At 60.4% G+C, this 18,305-nt stretch carries 11 protein-coding genes; 6 read left to right on the plus strand and 5 right to left on the minus strand.

The window, feature by feature from the left end; translation table 11 throughout:
- Window positions 1-11 precede the first annotated feature (11 nt).
- The 3 genes from SH664x_RS01635 (at window position 12) to SH664x_RS01645 (ending at window position 6,251) form a co-directional block, all read left to right on the plus strand.
- Window positions 12-2,066 carry a hybrid sensor histidine kinase/response regulator gene (locus SH664x_RS01635; protein WP_437204460.1) on the plus strand — a complete coding sequence of 685 codons (2,055 nt, stop codon included), beginning with the start codon at window positions 12-14 and terminating at the stop codon, window positions 2,064-2,066.
- Window positions 2,067-2,195: 129 nt separating this feature from the next.
- The gene (gene cheB, locus SH664x_RS01640) at window positions 2,196-3,248 is read left to right on the plus strand and encodes a chemotaxis-specific protein-glutamate methyltransferase CheB (RefSeq protein ID WP_437204461.1); all 1,053 of its coding nucleotides are present in this window, start codon (window positions 2,196-2,198) and stop codon (window positions 3,246-3,248) included.
- Between the two features lie 48 nt (window positions 3,249-3,296).
- Window positions 3,297-6,251, plus strand: a complete 2,955-nt coding sequence (locus SH664x_RS01645) for a response regulator (protein ID WP_437204462.1) — start codon at window positions 3,297-3,299, stop codon at window positions 6,249-6,251.
- 63 nt (window positions 6,252-6,314) lie between these two features.
- Here the strand turns inward: SH664x_RS01645 and SH664x_RS01650 are convergent, their stop codons facing one another.
- On the minus strand, window positions 6,315-8,990 hold the full coding sequence (locus SH664x_RS01650; RefSeq protein WP_437204464.1) for a cation:proton antiporter domain-containing protein: 2,676 nt from the start codon (window positions 8,988-8,990) through the stop codon (window positions 6,315-6,317).
- 383 nt (window positions 8,991-9,373) lie between these two features.
- Window positions 9,374-10,273, minus strand: a complete 900-nt coding sequence (locus SH664x_RS01655; protein ID WP_437204466.1) for a peptidase MA family metallohydrolase — start codon at window positions 10,271-10,273, stop codon at window positions 9,374-9,376.
- A 394-nt stretch (window positions 10,274-10,667) separates the two neighbouring features.
- Here SH664x_RS01655 and SH664x_RS01660 point away from each other — a divergent pair, with 394 nt between their 5' ends.
- The 3 genes from SH664x_RS01660 (at window position 10,668) to SH664x_RS01670 (ending at window position 13,576) form a co-directional block, all read left to right on the plus strand.
- Window positions 10,668-11,045, plus strand: coding sequence for a hypothetical protein (locus tag SH664x_RS01660; protein ID WP_437204468.1), 378 nt, complete (start codon window positions 10,668-10,670; stop codon window positions 11,043-11,045).
- Window positions 11,046-11,381: 336 nt separating this feature from the next.
- A complete protein-coding gene (locus tag SH664x_RS01665; RefSeq protein ID WP_437204470.1) occupies window positions 11,382-11,708 on the plus strand; it encodes a hypothetical protein in 327 nt (108 codons plus the stop codon).
- Between the two features lie 476 nt (window positions 11,709-12,184).
- Window positions 12,185-13,576, plus strand: a complete 1,392-nt coding sequence (locus SH664x_RS01670; protein WP_437204471.1) for a hypothetical protein — start codon at window positions 12,185-12,187, stop codon at window positions 13,574-13,576.
- Between the two features lie 20 nt (window positions 13,577-13,596).
- On the opposite strand, the gene glyA is transcribed toward SH664x_RS01670, so the two are convergent.
- From glyA to SH664x_RS01685, 3 genes are all read right to left on the minus strand, one after another.
- A complete protein-coding gene (gene glyA, locus SH664x_RS01675; RefSeq protein WP_437207282.1) occupies window positions 13,597-14,850 on the minus strand; it encodes a serine hydroxymethyltransferase in 1,254 nt (417 codons plus the stop codon).
- A gap of 307 nt (window positions 14,851-15,157) precedes the next feature.
- Window positions 15,158-16,213: a prenyltransferase/squalene oxidase repeat-containing protein gene (locus SH664x_RS01680; protein ID WP_437204473.1), complete on the minus strand. Its 1,056-nt coding sequence runs from the start codon at window positions 16,211-16,213 to the stop codon at window positions 15,158-15,160.
- Between the two features lie 247 nt (window positions 16,214-16,460).
- Complete coding sequence (locus SH664x_RS01685; protein ID WP_437204475.1) at window positions 16,461-17,876, minus strand: aspartate aminotransferase family protein; 1,416 nt, start codon at window positions 17,874-17,876, stop codon at window positions 16,461-16,463.
- Between the last annotated feature and the right edge of the window lie 429 nt (window positions 17,877-18,305).

Consider the following 18,305-nt stretch of genomic DNA (forward strand, 5'->3'; position numbering starts at 1 on the left):
GTGACAGAAATATGGTTGATCCCATCCTCCAGATCTTTCAGGAAGAAACCACCGAGCACATCCGTGCGCTCGAAAACGGTTTCCTCGATCTGGAATCGGCTCCCGATCTGGAAAGTCGACGGCTGCTGATTGATGGCCTGTTTCGACATGCGCACAGCCTGAAAGGGGACGCCCGGGTCATCGGGCTGGAAGAATTGCAGCAGGTCTCGCAGCGGCTGGAAGACCTCCTCGATGCACTCCGTCGGCAGCCCGCCAAGCTGACCTCTGTAGAGATTGACAGCGGCCTGAAGCAACTGGACGAGATACGACGGGCTTACCAAACCTGGACGCAGTCGCATGCCGCACCGTTCACCGAACGGCAACCCGATCCCTCCGGTGTGGTGCTCACTGCGGATCCGCCTCCTTCAACAGGAGACGCCGAGGAAATTTTCGCCGTTCGTGTTCCGTCCGACCGTCTGGATCGGATGCTGAACCTCGCGGGTGAGGCGAGAATCGCCCAGCGTTCCAGCAGTGCATCGGCAGGTCAGCTGAATGAACTGCAGCAACACCTCGATCAGCTCCGGCAGGAGGTCGCCGGTCCACCCTGCAAGACAATTGAAATGATTCTGGATGCGGTCCGACGCCTTGCCTCCGGATTGCGGAACTGCCATCTGCGTGAACAGCTGCTGGTAGAAGAACTCGAAAAAGATATCCAGCAGGCACGACTGCTGCCGCTGTCCCGACTCGCTGAATCGATGCGACGAGCGCTGCGGGATCTGGCGCAGACCTTGAACAAGCAGATCCGTTACGAGATTCAGGTCGGCTCGATTCTTCTCGACAAAGCCGTGATCGAAGCACTCAAGGCGCCGATGCTGCACCTGCTGCGCAATGCCTCGGATCATGGAATCGAGTCCGAAGCGGAGCGGATTGCCGCGGGAAAGCCGGCGGAAGGGACCATCGCCATTACGGCCCGGGAGCGGGGTGACACGGTTCAGATTCGGATTTCAGATGATGGTGGAGGACTCAACTTCGGCCGGATTCGCGAGCAGGTGCTCCTGCGCTCCGGGATGTCCCCGGACGAATTCGATGAACTCAACTGGCAGCAACAGGCAGCGCATCTCTTTCAGCCCGGCTTTACGACTGCACCGGTCGGAGCGGTCTCCGGTCGAGGAGTCGGACTGGATGTCGTCCGTGATACGTTGCAGCGTCTGCATGGCAAGGTAGAGCTGGAAGCGAGTTCCGCTGCAGGGACGACGTTTCTGCTGACGGTTCCCATCTCGATCTCCACAATGCGGATCGTCACGTTCTGGAACGGTGGGCATGCTTATGGCATCCCGAGCTCCAGTGTGATCCGGTCAGGACGGGTCCGGACTTCGGAGATTCGTGAACTGGAGGGTCAGCGGGTCGTGTTTCTGGAAGGAGGAGTTCCGGTTCGCTGGGTCGGCATGCGGGACTTTCTCGGAATTGCGGGGAACTCGCGGGCCCCTTCGCAGGAGTATGAGTCCTATTTGCTGATCCTGAGAGATGGTCAGCAGGTCGCCATCTCCGTTGATGAGCTGGATGAAGAGCGGGAGGTCCTGCTGAAGCCGTTAGGATTTCCTGTGACAGGCATGCCGGGGATCCTGGGGGGCACGATTCGTCCCGATGGTGCGGTGCAGGTGGTCCTCAATCTTGAGGACGTTCGTTTCCGGGGATTCGAAAGCCAGACGGTCCCGCGAGTCTCCCGCGAACAGATTCCACGGATTCTGGTGGTGGATGATTCTCCCACGACTCGCACCATTCTGCGCAACATTTTTTCGGCGGAAGGCTATCAGGTGGTCGTGGCCGCCGATGGCATGGATGCACTCGAAAAACTCCGTCGCAGCACCTTTCAACTGGTGGTCAGCGACTTTGAGATGCCACGTCTGAACGGAGTCGACCTGACCCGTCAGGTCAAGGCCCGATACGGTCTGCCGGTCATCCTGGTGACAGGCCGCGAGCGGGAAGAGTACCGCCGTGAAGGGCTTGAGGCGGGGGCGGACGCCTACGTCGTCAAATCCACATTCGAAGGGGCGGGGCTGCTGGAAGTTGTTCGACAATTTGTGTGAATCCGGTCCCATCGACCGTGAAAGTCGATTAAACTGCGAAAGCAAGTTTTTCCGCGACCTGAAAACCCGCAATGAGCGAGGTGGAGTATTTCGGCCTCGAGACCGACCCCTGTTTCTCCGATACTGCGTGTGCTTCTCGTCGATGACTCGGTCACACAACGGGAGATATTGCGTCGGTTACTCATCAGTCAGGGTGAGTTCACGGTGATTGCTGAAGCCCGAAACGGTCGTGAGGCCGTGGCCCTGGCCATCAAACATCGCCCTGATCTTGTGCTGATGGACCTGCACATGCCGGACATGGATGGGGTTGCGGCCACTCATGAAATCATGCGGCGGTCTCCGACCCCGATCGTCATCGCCAGTTCGAGCCTGAAGCGTCAGGATGTCGACGTCGGCCTGCAGGCACTTCGCGCCGGGGCCGTTTCAGTGATCGAAAAACCGGCCGGCCCGGTTCTGCTGCATCTCGAAAAAATTGCCCCTTCGCTGCGGACGGAGCTGCTCGCGGCGTCGAAGGCCCGCATCTCGCGCATCATTCTGTCGCCCGCTCCTCATCCGTTGCCGAAGGTCGGTGCCTATACCTCGATGTTCGACATCGATGTCGTCGGGATCTGCGCCTCGACCGGTGGTCCGCCGGTGCTGCTGGACCTGATCTCGCGGCTCCCTGAGAACTACCCCATCCCCATTCTGCTCGTGCAGCATATCGCGACCGCGTTTGTGGAAGGCTTTGCCCGCTGGCTCAAAGAACAGACCCGTCGGCCCGTGAACATTGCCATGCCCGGACAGCGACTGTTGCCGGGCATCTGGCTCTCCCCGGGGGGCAAACACCTGACACTGGGAGCGGACAACCGGATTCATCTTCCGGAAGGGCACCCTCAGGAACTGCACTGCCCCTCGGGCGATGCCCTGTTCCATTCTCTGGCGAAACATGCCGGCAAACGGAGTCTGGGGATACTGCTGACAGGCATGGGGAGCGATGGTGCCGATGGCCTGCTCGAAATCCGCGCAGCAGGGGGACGCACGATTGCCCAGAATGAAGCGACCAGTCTGATCTATGGAATGCCGAAGGTCGCTGCCGAACGGGGAGCGGTGGAACACCTCCTCACGCCGACAGAAATTCTGGCGACCCTGCTGGAGATCGGACAATCGAAAGCGGACGCTCTGGCTGCAGCTCCTCCTGAATAGACCGGAACCTGAAACCATGCAGAACTCGCGAGATCGACTTCCAGAATCATGAGTGAAATTCTTCTGATCGAAGACAGCCGCACCCAGGCGCTCACCTACCAGCGATTGCTGGAGCAGGCCGGGCATGAAGTGCGGCATGCCTCTTCCGCGGAGGAAGCGTTTCGATACTGCCTGGCGGAGACGCCCGATCTCGTCATTCTCGATCAGTTTCTGGGGGACAAGTCCGGACTGGAAATCTGCCGGCGACTGAAGACCGAACCCTCGCTGCAGATGATTCCTCTGCTGGTGCTTACCGGCAGTCAACGCGAAGATGATCATATTGCCGCGTTGGAAGCGGGGGCCGACGGGTTTCTGTCGAAAGACCATCCGCACCGGGAATTGCTGGCAGTCGTCGAAAGGCTGCTGCAGTCCGCTCTGCCCGCAGTGGAAGTTCAGGACGACCTGCGTGATCCCCGCATGCGCGGAACGCGGTTGCTGGCGATCGACGACAATCATGCGTTTCTGAAATCGCTGACCAGCCAACTCAGCCAGAACGGCTTTCAGGTCAGTACCGCGACCTCCGGACGCGAAGGGCTCGACCTGCTGGAACGGGACCACTTTCATGTGGCGGTCGTCGATGTCGTCATGCCGGACATGAATGGCTTTGAAGTCTGCCGGAAGGCCCGCCGCTGGGCGGAAGCGAATCAGCGGCCGCTCGGTCTGCTGATGCTCTCCGGGCAGGAAAACCGTGAAAATCTGCTCGAAGCGCTGAAGTCCGGAGCGGATGACTTCGTCAGTAAGCAGCAGGAAAACGATGTCATTCTGGCGCACATCACGTCGTTGGTGCGGCGGGTCAGGATGATGCGGCATGTCCAGAGTATGAATGCCCGCGCCCATGCGCAGGATCTGGCGCTGCGGGAGGCCGAGTGGCAGCGGCAGCAGGCTGAAGAACGGGCCCGCCACGCCGAACTGCGGGCCGCGCTGTTTGAAGAGCTGGAGAAGATCGCCAGCGAGTTGAAAGCGTCGAAAGACGAACTGGAAATCGCCAAGGAAATGGCCGAGGCAGCCAATTCCGCGAAGAGTGAGTTTCTGGCCAACATGAGCCACGAAATCCGCACGCCGATGAACGGGATCATTGGCATGCTCGAGCTGATGCTCAACTCGCGGCTTTCGGAACAGCAGAAAGACTATCTCGATATGGCCAAGCAGTCCGCGCAATCTCTGCTGCGGCTGCTGAATGACATTCTCGATTTCTCCAAGATCGAAGCGGGAAAACTGGAACTGGAACAAGCTCCGTTCAGCCTGCAGGAGTGTGTCGGCAAAAGCGTGCGCATGCTGGCCCTGCGCGCCGAAGAAAAAGGATTGCAGCTGAGCTGCCGGATCGCGCCCGGTGTCCCTGATCGATTGACGGGAGATGCGGGTCGGCTGCGCCAGGTGATTGTGAATCTGGTGGGCAACGCCATCAAGTTTACCTCCTCCGGCGGAGTGAAAGTCAACGTGGAAGCGGAGCCGGTCGGGGAGGGAATGCTCCTTGCCCGCTTCAGTGTCACCGACACCGGGATCGGAATTCCCGAACCGCACCGCCGCAAGGTTTTCGAAGCCTTTTCTCAGGCCGATGCCTCGACCACCCGTCGGTTCGGAGGAACCGGCCTCGGTCTGGCGATCTCCGCCCGGCTGGTGTCGATGATGCAGGGACAGATCTGGATTGACCAGCACGAAGGACCGGGAACGACCTTCCATTTTACATCGGAACTGGGAGTGATCCGGCAGGAGGATGAACTCCGCTTCGGGCAGCTGGAAGCGTTGCGGGGTTCGCGGGTGCTCATTGCGGTTCGCGATGCCGGACAACGGGAGATTCTCGAGGAACATCTCCGGTACTGGAAAGTGGAGCCGGTCCTGGCGGCGACGGCCAGTGACGCGATTCTGCAGATCCGGCTCTCACAGGAGATGGGGCAGCCGATTGAACACGCTGTGCTCGATGATCGTCTGGCGGATCAGCAGGGGTTATCGGTCTCGCAGATCCTCACGGCGTCCCGGACGGATCACAGACTCTCTGTGATCTCGCTCTCTTCCCGTCCCAGCGATTTCAGCCCGGAACAATTGAGGTCGCTGGGGATCAAACGGGTTCTTCATCAACCCGTCATGCCGGGAGAACTGCTGGACGCACTCCTGTTCATGCAGGGGCAAGCTCCGCAACCGGAGAAACCGGAACCGGAGGCCCCGCCTCCGATGGCTCCCCTGCGGATTCTGCTGGCGGAAGACAGCCCGATCAATCAGCGGGTCGCGGTCGGTTTTCTCGAGGCCTGGGGGCATGAAGTCGTCGTGGTCGATACCGGCTGGCGGGCGGTGATCAGCGCGGGGCGTGAAGCATTCGACGTGCTGCTGATGGACCTGCAGATGCCCGAAATGGGGGGACTCGAAGCGACCGCGGCCATCCGCAATCGCGAACAAGCCGCACAGACTCCCCCGCTGCCGATCATCGCCATGACAGCCGAAGCGATGAAAGGGGATCGGGAACGATGTCTGGATGCAGGGATGAACGCGTATATTTCCAAGCCGATTGATCCTGCACTGCTCTACGAAGTGCTGGCGGCGATCCCCCCCCGGGTACTCGCCGACGCTCCCCGGCAGACAGCGACCCCAAGTCCCGCGAGTCCGACTCCTCCGGCGGATTCGTCACTGATCCGCTGGCAGGTGATGTCGGACATGCTGGGAGGGGATGGATGCCTGATGGCCGACCTGAGCCAGCTGCTGTCCGAGCAGTGCCCCAGTCTGATGGCTGAGCTCAGCCAGGCGATCGAGTCGCAGGACTTCCCCCTGCTACACCGCAGTGCCCACACGCTGCGCAGCTCGGTCGGTTACTTCGGAATTCCCTCCCTGATCGACATGTGTCGGCAGCTGGAACAGATGGGAAGCGAACGACGGCTGGCAGGGGCACAGGCGGTCTGGCAGCAACTCGATGTGCTGATGCAACAGGTCATGGCCGAGCTTGTCGAGTTCCAGACATCTCCTCAAGAGGGCTGACACCGAGCCGGTCGCCCCTTCCCACGGCGACGCAGCCCGGTTTCTCCTTCAGCGCTTCCGGAATCAGGTCAGCGAATCCGCACCGGCCAGGATGTCGAGAACTTCCGTTTCGGTCGTTGCCCGGAGCAGCCGCTCGCGCGATTCTTCTGTCGCTGCGACCCGCGCCAGTTGTGCCAGCAGAGTCAGATGCACATCGAGCTGGTCGAGCGGTGTGACGAACAAGAAGACCAGGGGAACACAGCGGGCGGTTTCCGGTGAAAACAGCACCCCGTCTTCGGAACGGCCGAAGACCACCAGCGGTGCCGCCAGGTTGGCGACCCGGGCGTGCGGTGCGGCAATGCCGACTCCCAGATCGGTCGAACCCTGACCCTCGCGAGAGATGGCCAGTTCGGCGACATCCGTCCCCGCCGGTAGTCGCGACGGGGGAATGACCGCCGCCAGTTCGCGAATCACTTCCTCCGGGGTATGTCCCTGCAGATGCAGGACCACCCCACCCGCTTCCACGGCATCGTGCAGTGTCAGCACCCGTTCCTCATGCGGATATTCATCTTCAATCCGCCCCACGACCTGTTCCAGAATATCTTCCAGCGTGATGACGCCGACGGGAGCTCCGCGGTCTTCCACCATGCACAGCGTCACCCCTTCCACCTGCATCTGTTGCAACGTGGAGGCGATGTCGCTGTCGGGGCTGACTGCGCGCACCGGACGGACGAGATGAGTCCATTCGCCATCGGCAGCCCCTTCGGCGATCAGGTCTTTCGCCAACAGGTAGCCAATCACCTTGCCGGTGGTTGAATCGGTCACGGGCCAGCGGGAGAAGTGCTGCTCACCCACTTTGCGAAGCACATCCTGCCGGCCGTCGAGGGTGGAGAGTCGATGCACCCGCCGCCACGGCGCCATGACGTCGCGGACTTTCTGGGTATGAATGTTGGACATGTTCTCGAGAATCAGCTGCAGACGCAGATCGAGAACCTTGCGCTCGACCGCTTCACGATTCTCACCCGTTCCGGCGAGCACGAGCCGCGCCAGGGCGACTGCGGCTTCGGCTTCCTCGAAGACGGCGGCGGTAGCACCGGCATCTTCAAGCAGTTCCCGCTCGCTCAGGTAGTGGGCACGCACGAGAATCCGGGCGTCTTCATTGAGGTTTCGGGCGGCAGTGACCACCGGAATCCGTGAGGATGAATGCGGCAACGTCAGCACCAGGTGAGTGGCGTGCTTCATCCCCGCCTGTTCGAGAATGCCTTCGTGAGTCGCATCACCGAAAATGGCGGACTGTCCCTTCTCCTTCAGCTCGTTGATCGTGTTCATGTTCATGTCGATCACGACGGTCGACAGGCCGGCATCGGTCAGCAGGCGATGGACGGAGCGCCCCACCGGTCCGAAGCCGACGACGATGGCCAGCTTTTCGCCCCCGGTGATCTTCCAGGCGATCTCATGCTGCGATTCGATATTGAGTTGCTGTACCCGGCTTTCAGCACGGCCATTGACAATCTTCCAGAGCAGGGGATGACGTCGCAGCCAGTTTTCGATCGGCACCAGGCAGCGGAAAAGAATCGGATTCAGGGTGATCGAGATAATGGCCGACGCCACCAGCACGTTGTGTCCGTCGTCGGGCATCAGGTGATTCTTGCGTGCCAGATCCGAAAGGATGAATGAGAATTCCCCGATCTGGGCGAGTGCCAGTGCCACTGTCAACGCGGTTCGCACGGGATATCCCAGGACCGCGACAATCAGCAGTGCCGCCAGCGGCTTGATCAACAGGATGATCACCAGCGCGACAAAGATCATCAGCGGCTGCTGGATCAGAAAGGCGGGGTCAAAGACCATCCCCACCGAGACGAAGAACATCACCGCAAAGGCATCACGCATTGGCAAGGCGTCTGCAGCCGCCTGATGGCTCACTGGAGACTGAGCCACGACCATGCCGGCCAGAAACGCTCCCAGTGCCATCGAGGCTCCGAAGAAGTAGTACGAACCGGCTGCAATCGCCACGGAGAAAACGAGCACCGTCAGGGTGAACAGTTCTCGGGACCGCAGACGAGCCACCTGCACCAGCACCCACGGCACGACCCGCGCTCCACCGACCATGACGATGAGGACAAGGATTCCCAGCTTGAGAAACGCCATTCCCAGTGGGATCCACAGTCCCTGCGAAGCCGCCTCCGGCACTGTCGGATCGGTTCCGAGAACCGGAATCAGCACCAGCACGATCACGGTCAGAATGTCCTCGACCAGCAGCCAGCCGACCGCCACGTGCCCCTGCGGGGAGTTCATGACGTCGGCATCCATCAGGACCCGCATCAGCACGACGGTACTGGCGACTGCCATCGCCATGCCGATGACAATGCTCGCCGTGTGGGGCAGCCCCATCGCAGTAAAGGCGAACAGCCCGCAGAGGGTGGCCACGGCACTTTGCCCCAGTGCCCCGGGGATCGCGACCCATTTGACCGCCAGCAGATCCTTCAGATGGAAGTGCAGACCGACCCCGAACATCAGCAGAATCACCCCGATTTCTGCCAGCTGATGGGCGATATCGAGGTCGGCTTTAATGAACGGTGTGTGAGGGCCGACCGCAATCCCGGCCAGCAGATAGCCGACGATCGGGGACAGGCCGAACTTCTGGGTCAGAAGTCCCAGCACCCATGCGGCCGTAAAGCCGCACGCCACAGTTGTAATTAGTGGCAGATCATCCATTCCCGTGCCCGAAGCCAAAGAGAAAAACCACGGGAAATGATGCATGCCCAACCTCGACAATCCATGTACAGAAAGTGCAGAAACTTCGGAGCGACCGTGCCCGAAAGTGGCCTGGGCGAAGAGCGAAAATCAATGCTGACTTCCGCAACCCGGACGAACCACGGTGCATAATAGCCCTTGTGACAGGACGACAAGACATCCGCCCCGGTGTTCACCGATTTTTTTGACAATTGGAAAGGACTTTGGAAAGGTGAAGTCTTTCCTGTCAGGCGGGGGACTCATTTCGTCGCGCCATCGGCTCAATGCTGTGAGCTTCAGGAGGATCCCTGGGGGAAGGGGGCTTGCGGTTGTGTGCCGAGTCGGGGTGGTCACTTCGTCAGCCGGTGCGTGCGGCCGCGCCGATGAAAGGGCAGAGGTGACATCTGACACTATTTCGAGGTGTCAGCCGTGTTGTTCCCCTCCCCGTTCCGGACAATCCAGCCATGCCAGTCCGCTTCGATCTGCTTGAGCGATGCCGATGCCAGCCGGGAGGAGAGGGCGGCGTCACAGCCATTTCGCTGGATGCGTTCGACCAGTTCCAGAATGTCGTTCTCCGGAATTCCCCGTTCGTGAATGAGGTAGTCCACGAACGACCCGGACTGTGCGTAGAGCAATTCCGATTGCAATCGGTCGGCGGGAAACCGGCTCAAGGTGAGCAGGCTGCGCAGTGAACAGGTCCGTCCCCGTTGTACTTCCCGGCAGAGGCTTTGTTGCAGCTGCTGGTGCCGGGCGGGGGGCTCCGACAGAAGGGCGATCCCCTCATCTACCCAGCGGGGAATGCGTGACTGGCAGAAGCGATCGGCGAGAACAACGTGGGTCAGCTCGTGCTGGAGAATCGCTTCACACCGTTCTTTGTCATCGGTTCGGAGTTTGATTCCCCGCAGCCAGACCCGACCATCGCCGACATCGAGGTCCGCGAAGCCCCACTGTTCCGGGTCATGACCGGTTCGCTGACGAAATTCGCTCGCTGTGGAGCAGAGGTCGACCTCGCATTTCGGGTTCCAGGAGTGGCTCGCGGTTTTTCCCAGCCAGCGTAATTGCAGTTCGGCCCGGGTTTCTTCGCAGAGGCGAGCGATCGCCGGCAGATCAGGGGGAGCGTTCCGGTATCGAAGGCGGAAGTTGCTGGATTCGGCCACCGTCAGGCTGCCTGAGCGGGAGTATTTCAGGCAGTGGCAGACGGAGCCGTCGCAACAGGTCCGGTCAGCCCCTCGCGTCGTGACCGCCATCGGGGCGCTGAAACAGGTTGTCAGAACGAGAAAAACAGGCAGAACAGTGCGGCAGAAAGACATGGGACCTCGCGAGCTGAATTCCGAACGTGCCCCGCAATTCGGCTGCTACGCAAAGTCAATTCCCGTGTCGTTTTCTGGAGTGTTGTGTGTTTGTTAAGCTATTGTGTGGTAATGTGTTGTGTGTTTTGTGCAGGTTCTGGGCTGCCGTCGGATTGCCTCTTGGAATGGCTGCTTTGCCCACGAGGCGCGCAGGCCGACTTTCATGATTTTGTTGCGGATGAAGTGGATTCCGGGACCCGGGAAATCGATCGAAGATGCCGAATTTGCAGATCCCCGAGAACCGATTCTGCGTATAGATTGAGAAGAGAGAAGAAAGCTTTGATTTAAGAGAGTCGACACGTTGAGCGGGGAGAGGTGTTTCTCTCTCTCTGGAAACTGCGAATTGATGCGTCCGGTGAATCCTTTACAGGTCCTGTTGTCGCTGCTGACGATACTCGCGATCCTCCTTCCGGGATCGCTGGTCTCGGCGGTCACCGGTCCGCATTTGCAAGGTACATCCGCGGCAGAATCCGCTCCGTTTGAAAACAGCTCTTCCGAGTCTGAGGAAAACAGTCCGATAGAGCCGATCGGTTCCCACTCTCGACGTCTGCAGGCGGATGAAGCGATCCGCCGCGGCGGTCTTCGATGCGCATCCGGACCGCGGCGGACCGGGCATCAGCAGGCACAACGTGGCGCCTTGGCTCCCGCTTCACCGCACCGGCCTGAAGTTCAGGCTGAGCTGACGATTGCCCCTGCGTTGCGTCTGGCGCTGCAGCAGGTCTTCCTGCTCTAACCATCATCCTTCGTGGTTTCCGACGCGCTGTCTCACTTCATCGTGGCGCACCGCTGGACTCGGCTATTCCGGGATCGCGGGAGATTGGAGAGTGAAATTCGTTCCCCGCACAGGCTGGGGACAATTTCCGACCGCTGCTGAATTCAGCGGAAACGGGCCAGGAATCCGGCGCTCGTAAATTCTTTGTCCGGGTCCGCTGATTCGCAGCTTCAAGACTTTGATTTCGGGCGGAATCGATTCGGGGAAGCGTTCACCCCGGACTCGACTGCTCTGAGGAGTCCGGCGCAGTCGCGCGCTCAAACAGCGGCTGCCCGGTCAGACTGAAAAGGTGTCACCATGTTAACTCTTTCGTTTCGAACACTGACGTGTGCTGTGGCTCTGGGTGTGACGAGCTGGCTGACAACCGCGACTGCAGAAGCTGGAGGCCGGGTGTGGTATCGCTGTCCTCCCGGATATCGGGTTGTGACTCCGTCCGCTCCGACTGGCGGAACGTACACCCAATCCGGAAGCCGGCAGCGTTATCAGAGCGGATATCAGGGAGATGTCGAAGCGGCCCCCGCCCCGCAGCGGTCCCAGTACCGGGCCGGTTCCAGCAGCAGTTCTTCCACCCGGCGGTACGACCCGGTCCGCGAAATGCGGAAGTCGTTGGGCCGCCCGTTCTAGAGCAGGTGGCTCTTTCCCGCCCCGCGCAGCAAACGCTTCGTTTGATGAATTGCTGATGTCCGCGGGGCTAGAACGGGTCCATCGAAAGCCAGGCTGCTCCCGGAGAGAGGAATCGTCGCGCGCAGGGGGAGTGCGTGTCTCAACTGGTGAGGGCGTAATTCTGCGCGGAGAAACCGGATGGATCGATCTGAAAGGCCCTCAGGCGATTTACTGAAGCGGCAGACAGATCGGTCTCTCAATTCAAAGCAGCCGACGGGAACTTCCCCTCGGCTGCTCTTTTTTTGCATGTGGCCAAGTCCTCTGTCCGCAGATCACCACTGTGAACTTGAGGGAACAACCATCAGGCTGCAGGGGCTTGGGCCACACTTCGCAGCCGCCAAGGAGGAGGAACAGATTGAGAGATTGATTGCACGGAGACACGTGGTAGGATCAACCCGGCAATACTTCACTGAGGTCGGGCAGGGTGAGAGAACATCTTGCAGGGCAGAATCTCATTTCTGACGCGGCTGCTCTGGGGGATCTTCGCGGGAGTTTTTCTGCTGCATCTGGCAATCGTTCTGGGGACGGCAGTCAATGTGCCCATCGGCGATGAGTGGGAGGCATTCAATCCCCACGCGCTGAGCGTAGAGTTCCCGGCAGGCTGGATTCTGCAGCCACATAACGAGCACCAGATCATCCCGACCAAGCTGTTGATCTGGCTCCAGTACCGCCTGAACCGCTGGAACATCAATACGAGTATCGGGCTCAACTTTCTGATGTTTGGCGGGCTGCTGATGGTGCTGTTCCGGCTGGCGCGCTGGCAGGACCCAACACTGCCGGAGCCGGTGTTGCTGTGCTGCCTGATTCTGCAGCTCTCGGGAAAGAACTCTGAAAATCACACCTGGGGTTTTCAGTCGCAGTTTCATCTCGTCCTGATTCAATTCCTGCTGGCGGTTCGCATTCTGTTTACAGATGCCGTCAGCTGGCGGACCCTCGGTCTGTCAGCGGTCTTGTTGTTTTCGATGTGTTTCACGTTCAGTTGCGGCGTTCCTTTTGCGATCACGCTCGCGGGGTGCTTCACCCTTTATCAGGTCAGCCGGATCGTTCGCGGCTCTCCCGAGAACGGGGAGCCCCTGAAACGGAGGGGACGAGCTGCGGGGGAGACCATGCTGATCGTCGGAACAGCCGTCGTGGCCTCCCTGATCTGGGGCGCCAACTATCAGCAGCCGCACAACCATCCAGCCGCTGCTCTCCCCCATCAGTGGGAGTTCTGGAGGTTCTGGGCCAGTCTGGTGTCGCTCGGATTCGGTTATCAGCGAATCAATGGTGCGCTGGATCTGGCGTTGCTCGTCCTGACGCTGGCGCCGCTCATCATCAGGGGGCTGCAGGCGCGACGTGGACGACCCTGGGATGTGCGCGACTGGTCCGTGATGGCGTCGATCCTGGGAATTCTGGCAGCGCTGGCAAGCGTCTCGGCGGGCCGGGCCCCCTTTGGGATCGCGTATTCCAAGGCCTCGCGGTACACCGAGATCGCGAGTCTACTGCTGCCGCTGGTCGCTGTCGCCTGGAGCAGGGCACTCCAGAGCCACTCCCGTTGGCGGACGCTTCCACTGGCTGCAGTCGTTGGACTGGCGGCACTCGGGTTTCTGAACGATTGGCGGCTGGTCCGGACTTACAAGTCCATCGCCGACCAGCGACGGCAAGGAGTGGAGTGCATTCGCCAGCAGGTGCAGACGGGAGGGCCGATCGTCTGCAAAGAGGTCTATCCTGGCGACCTGACCGAGCGAGTCCATCGCGCAGTGGAGTTGAAAGTCTCGCCCGCGGGGCTCTGGACCCCGGCTGCGGACGCAACAGACATGCGTCCACAGCCCGAGGCCGAGTTGCGGTAGTCGTCCAGCAAGGGGACAAATTACAGGGTGTTCGGGTCAATTCCCGGAACGGCGAAGTGCCGGGCAAACTCGGCAACTTCACCCTGCACGCGTGCCAGCAGGGCCGCATCTTCAGGAGCTTTGAACACCTGCAGAATCCAGGCGCCGACCTTCTTCATTTCGTCCTGTTTCATCCCACGGGTGGTCAGCGCGGCAGTTCCGATGCGGATTCCGCTCGGATCCAGCGGCTTGCGCTGATCGAACGGAATCATGTTCTTGTTCACGGTGATGCCCGCCTTGTCGAGCGCTGCCTCGCCGATCTTCCCGGTCAAACCGACGGATGTGACATCGCACAGCATCAGGTGGTTGTCGGTTCCACCGCTGGCGAGACGAACACCGCCGGCCATCAGTGTTTCGGACAGGGTCCGGGCATTGGCCACGACCTGCCGGGCGTACTCCTGGAAGGAGGGCTGCAGGGCTTCGTGGAAGCAGACCGCCTTGGCGGCGATGACGTGCATCAGCGGCCCTCCCTGCAGTCCCGGAAAGACGGTCTTGTCGAGGTTCTTCGCGTATTCTTCGCGACAGAGCACAAAGCCCGAGCGGGGACCACGCAGCGTCTTGTGAGAGGTCGACGAGACGAAATCGGCCACGGGAACCGGATTGTTGTGCACGCCGCCAGCCACCAGACCCGCGTAGTGGGCCATATCGACGAACAGCTTGGCTCCGTACTCGCGGGCGATGTCGGCGAACTTCGCGTGATCGACTTCACGGGGATAGGCACTTGCTCCCGCGACGATTAGCTTCGGGCGATGTTCCTTGGCCAGCGCAGCCACCTGATCGAAGTTGATGCGGTTATCATCTTCCCGCACGCCATAATGAATGAACTGATACAGCTGGCCCGAGAAATTCAGATTCATGCCGTGCGTCAGGTGCCCGCCGTGGGCGAGGTCCATCGCCAGCACTTTGTCACCCGGCTGCAGCAGGGACATGTAGACCGCCATGTTCGCCTGTGAACCGGCGTGCGGCTGCACGTTGGCGTGTTCGGCTCCGAACAGCTGTTTGACACGGTCGCGGGCCAGTGACTCGACAACGTCGACGTACTCACAGCCGCCGTAGTAACGACGACCGGGGTAACCTTCGGCATATTTGTTGGTCAGAACGGTGCCCGCCGCTTCCTGGATGGCAGCGCTGGTGTAGTTCTCGGAGGCGATCAGCTCCAGACCTTCGACCTGGCGTCGGCGCTCGTGTTGAATGGCATCCCAGAGATGCGGGTCAGAAGCGGACAGTGCGGACACAGCAGACATCAAGAATCTCCCGGATTGAAGCAAAAGCACAGCATATCAGAGCTGTCACAGGACGCGAGTCTCCCCGACCGGTTTCCAGTACGGGCCTGACTCTGTAAATCGTTCGTGTTGAATGGGAGCAGGTTGCTCTTTCCGGTCCCCGCGCAGCAAGCGTTTCCTGTGGTGAAATGCTCATTTCCGTGGGGCGAGAACGGGGACATCAGCAGCGAAGAGGCTCGAGGGCTCTTTTGGACTGGCCACATCGAGTGGGCCGTTTTCTCCGGCGACGCACGCTGTGCGGGCGCAGGAAAAACCTGCTCTATCGCTGGTAGATCGGCAGGTAACCTTTGTCCAGCTGCAGAATCGTGAGGTTCATGGAGGTGACGTAGATGTTGCCGATCTGGTTATCCGCCCATGAACCGTCCGCCCCCTGAGACGAGAGGATCACCTGTCGCAGCTCCCGCAAGTATTTCTCCCACAGCTCGGTGTCCCGGTACATCACCTGTGCATAATAAAAATGCAGGTAATGCCAGTGCCCGAAGCCGTTGGATTTGATCCCTCCCCCCTGCGGCCAGACGTTCTTCTTGCAGAAATCCAGCATCAGCCGCACGTCATCCGAGTCACCATAATCCCCGGCGCTGAACATGGCGGCCACAGCCGCAGCGGTGATCGCCGGTCGGGCTCCTCCGCCACGAATGCTGTACTGCACGCCCCCATCTTCGGTGAGGCAGTCGTGGATGTACTTCTTGGCGCGGTCAATAATCTCCCGCGGGACGACGATTCCCGCGTTCCGGCAGGCCCGCAGTGCCTGCACCTGTGTGATACAGGTGGAGCCTTCGTCGAAGTCATTGCCGTCGAGTGCGGAAATGTAACCCCAGCCCCCTCGGGTGGTCTGCGCCTCGCCGCTGAAGCGGACGGCCCGTTCGAGGACCTGCCGGATCTGGCGGCGGCGCTCGGCATCTTCTTCTTCCCCGAACACCTGGGAAAGAAACAGCATGGAAAATCCATGCCCGTAGGTGTAGTGAAAGTCGTCCGGGTAGCCGATCAGGCCATTCGGTTGCGCGGCATCGAGCACGAAATTGACGGCCCGACTGACGTTTTTGGAGTATTTGCCGCGGGTGGTCGTCGAGCCTTCTGCAAGCAGGGAGATCCCTGCAAGTGCGGTCATGGCGACCTTGTACTGTCCGCCATTCGCTTCCCACGAGCCCTGCCGACGCTGTTCGCGGGCGAGGTATTCCAGTCCGCGCGCCAGCGCACGCTCGGTTTGCGGGTCGATGGTCCTGTCAGCGGACAGCAAACCGCGAACAGGGAGAAGCAGACCACCGGCTGCGAGTCCTGTGGTGATCAGCCAACTGCGCCGGTTGGAATTAGCCATTTCGGCTCCGCAGGGGTTCGGGATCGAGCATCCTGAATCTGGATCGACTCCCCCCGACAGATGCCGGAGCATTTCGCCGTGGAAACTCTGGCTGCGTCATCGTCAGGGAGTAATCTGCTCAGTGTTGCCGTGGAACCGCAGCACAGAATCAACAACTCTTTTCAGGCTGCTGCTTCTGTGTCGGCGGTTCCCGGACGAACATTGACCCATTCTACCCGATGGGGAGTGCCTCATGGCAAGGAACTGCTCAGCGAGCTGTCGCGAGGCCAGCACCCAGCTTCTCGGCGGTCCGCTGGACCAGCCGCTGCAGCAGTTGGATGGACTGGACCGCTTCCTCCCTGGTCATCGTCAGCGGCGGGCTGACCCGCAGCACTTTGCCGGAAAGGGCACCCAGCAGGTGAATTCCGTCGCCACCCGGTTCACCGAGGTAGCATTCCCGTACGATTTCTGCAGCGACTTCGTTGGCGGTCTTGCCGCCGGCGGCCTGGCATTCGACGCCGAACACCATGCCTTCGCCGCGGACCTTGGCGACGATGCCGGTGTCTTTGAGCGCCAGCAGGGCCGGCACGAACAGGGCGTTGAGTTCGGCGGTATTCTTCAGCACCGGGGTGGATTCAAATTCGTCCAGAGTGGCCACGACCGAGGCACAGGCGAGCGGATTGGCGCTCCAGGTGTCGGAGGTTTCCCCGTACCGCATCTGTGCCAGAACGTCGGCGCGGCCGACAGCGGCACTGACCGGAATTCCGTTGCCCAGACCTTTTCCCAGGCAGACGAAGTCCGGTTCGATCCCATAGGCTTCGAAGGCGTACATCTTGCCGGTGCGGCCGAAGTTGGCCTGCACTTCATCGAAGATCAGCAGGATATCGTGCTGACGGCACCACTGTTCCAGCAGTTTGTGATATTCCTTCGGGGGGTGATAGCTGCCCCCGCCGCCGAGGTAAGGCTCGGTGATCAGGCAGCAGATCTTGGAACCGAATTCGTTCCAGAGGTCATCCAGTTCCTTCTGGTAGACAGACGGGTCAAACTTTTCGCTTGGAGCGCTGATGTCATCGCATTCCCGCATCGGGAAGCTGATGAATTTCACACGGGGATCGCGGTTTTTGTCCGACTCACTGCCGGTGACCGCTTCGGCGAGCCCCTTTTTCCCGTGGAAACCGTAGCGGGTGGCGATAATCAGATTCCGGTTCGGATCGCGACCCAGGCAGGCCCAGAGGGCCTTTTGAACCGCTTCAGATCCCGAAGCCGACCAGACCACCTGCTGCAGCCGTTTGCCGGCCGGGGTGGCCTGCAGGCTGGCGCACAGTCGCTCGACCGCCCTGGCTTCGATATCGGTCATCGCGTTGTAGGCGGTCAGCGGAGAGGCCCGGAAATAGTCACTTCCGGACTGTCCGCCGGGAGCGGCGATCGTTTGATCCCAACCCATGAACTGGAACAGGCGGTTGGTCCAGCGGCGAGGATTGTGTCCCAGATTGGCGACCAGCACCCCTGAGGTGAAGTCGTACAGCCGTCGTCCCTCATCCGTCCAGTGGAAGACACCTTCCGAGCTGCGGATCACAGCCTGGCTGGGGGTGAACGTCCGCAAGGAGAGCGGTTCCTTGGCGGTCAGAACAGCCCGAGTCGCATTGGACTGCTGTTCATTAGGAAATTCGATCGGCTGCAGCATGGTCACAAGTCCTGGGAAATCCGGAGACAGTTGAAAACGAAAGCTTTGGACACTTCCCGCCAATGCAAGTTCAACGGAAAATGACGAGTGAAGTTCTTTTGATATTAGCCGGGAACGCTGAGGATTCCCTATCAAAAGTCATGGATTGGGCTGATTGGTGCGGGACAGTCCGGAAATGTGCCGCGGCAGCCTGTCCACGCGAGAATAGCAACTCAAGTTATCGGAATGAACTGGCGAAATTCCCCTCCCGGATTTGGGTGAAAATGGAATCGGGAATGGTTGATGGGTTCAGGGGAGCTGTGCCGGTCGCAGCGGTATTCCGGTCTCTGATTGTTCTTCTGGCCGGCTGGTCCGTTTCTGTCGATCATTCGGGATGCATCTCGTGTGCGCCCTGTTCCGGGGGCCGGGGGATCTGTCAGCTTGGAGCCT

The sequence above is a fragment of the Planctomicrobium aquicomposti genome, assembly GCF_051466325.1.
Lineage (GTDB): Bacteria > Planctomycetota > Planctomycetia > Planctomycetales > Planctomycetaceae > Planctomicrobium.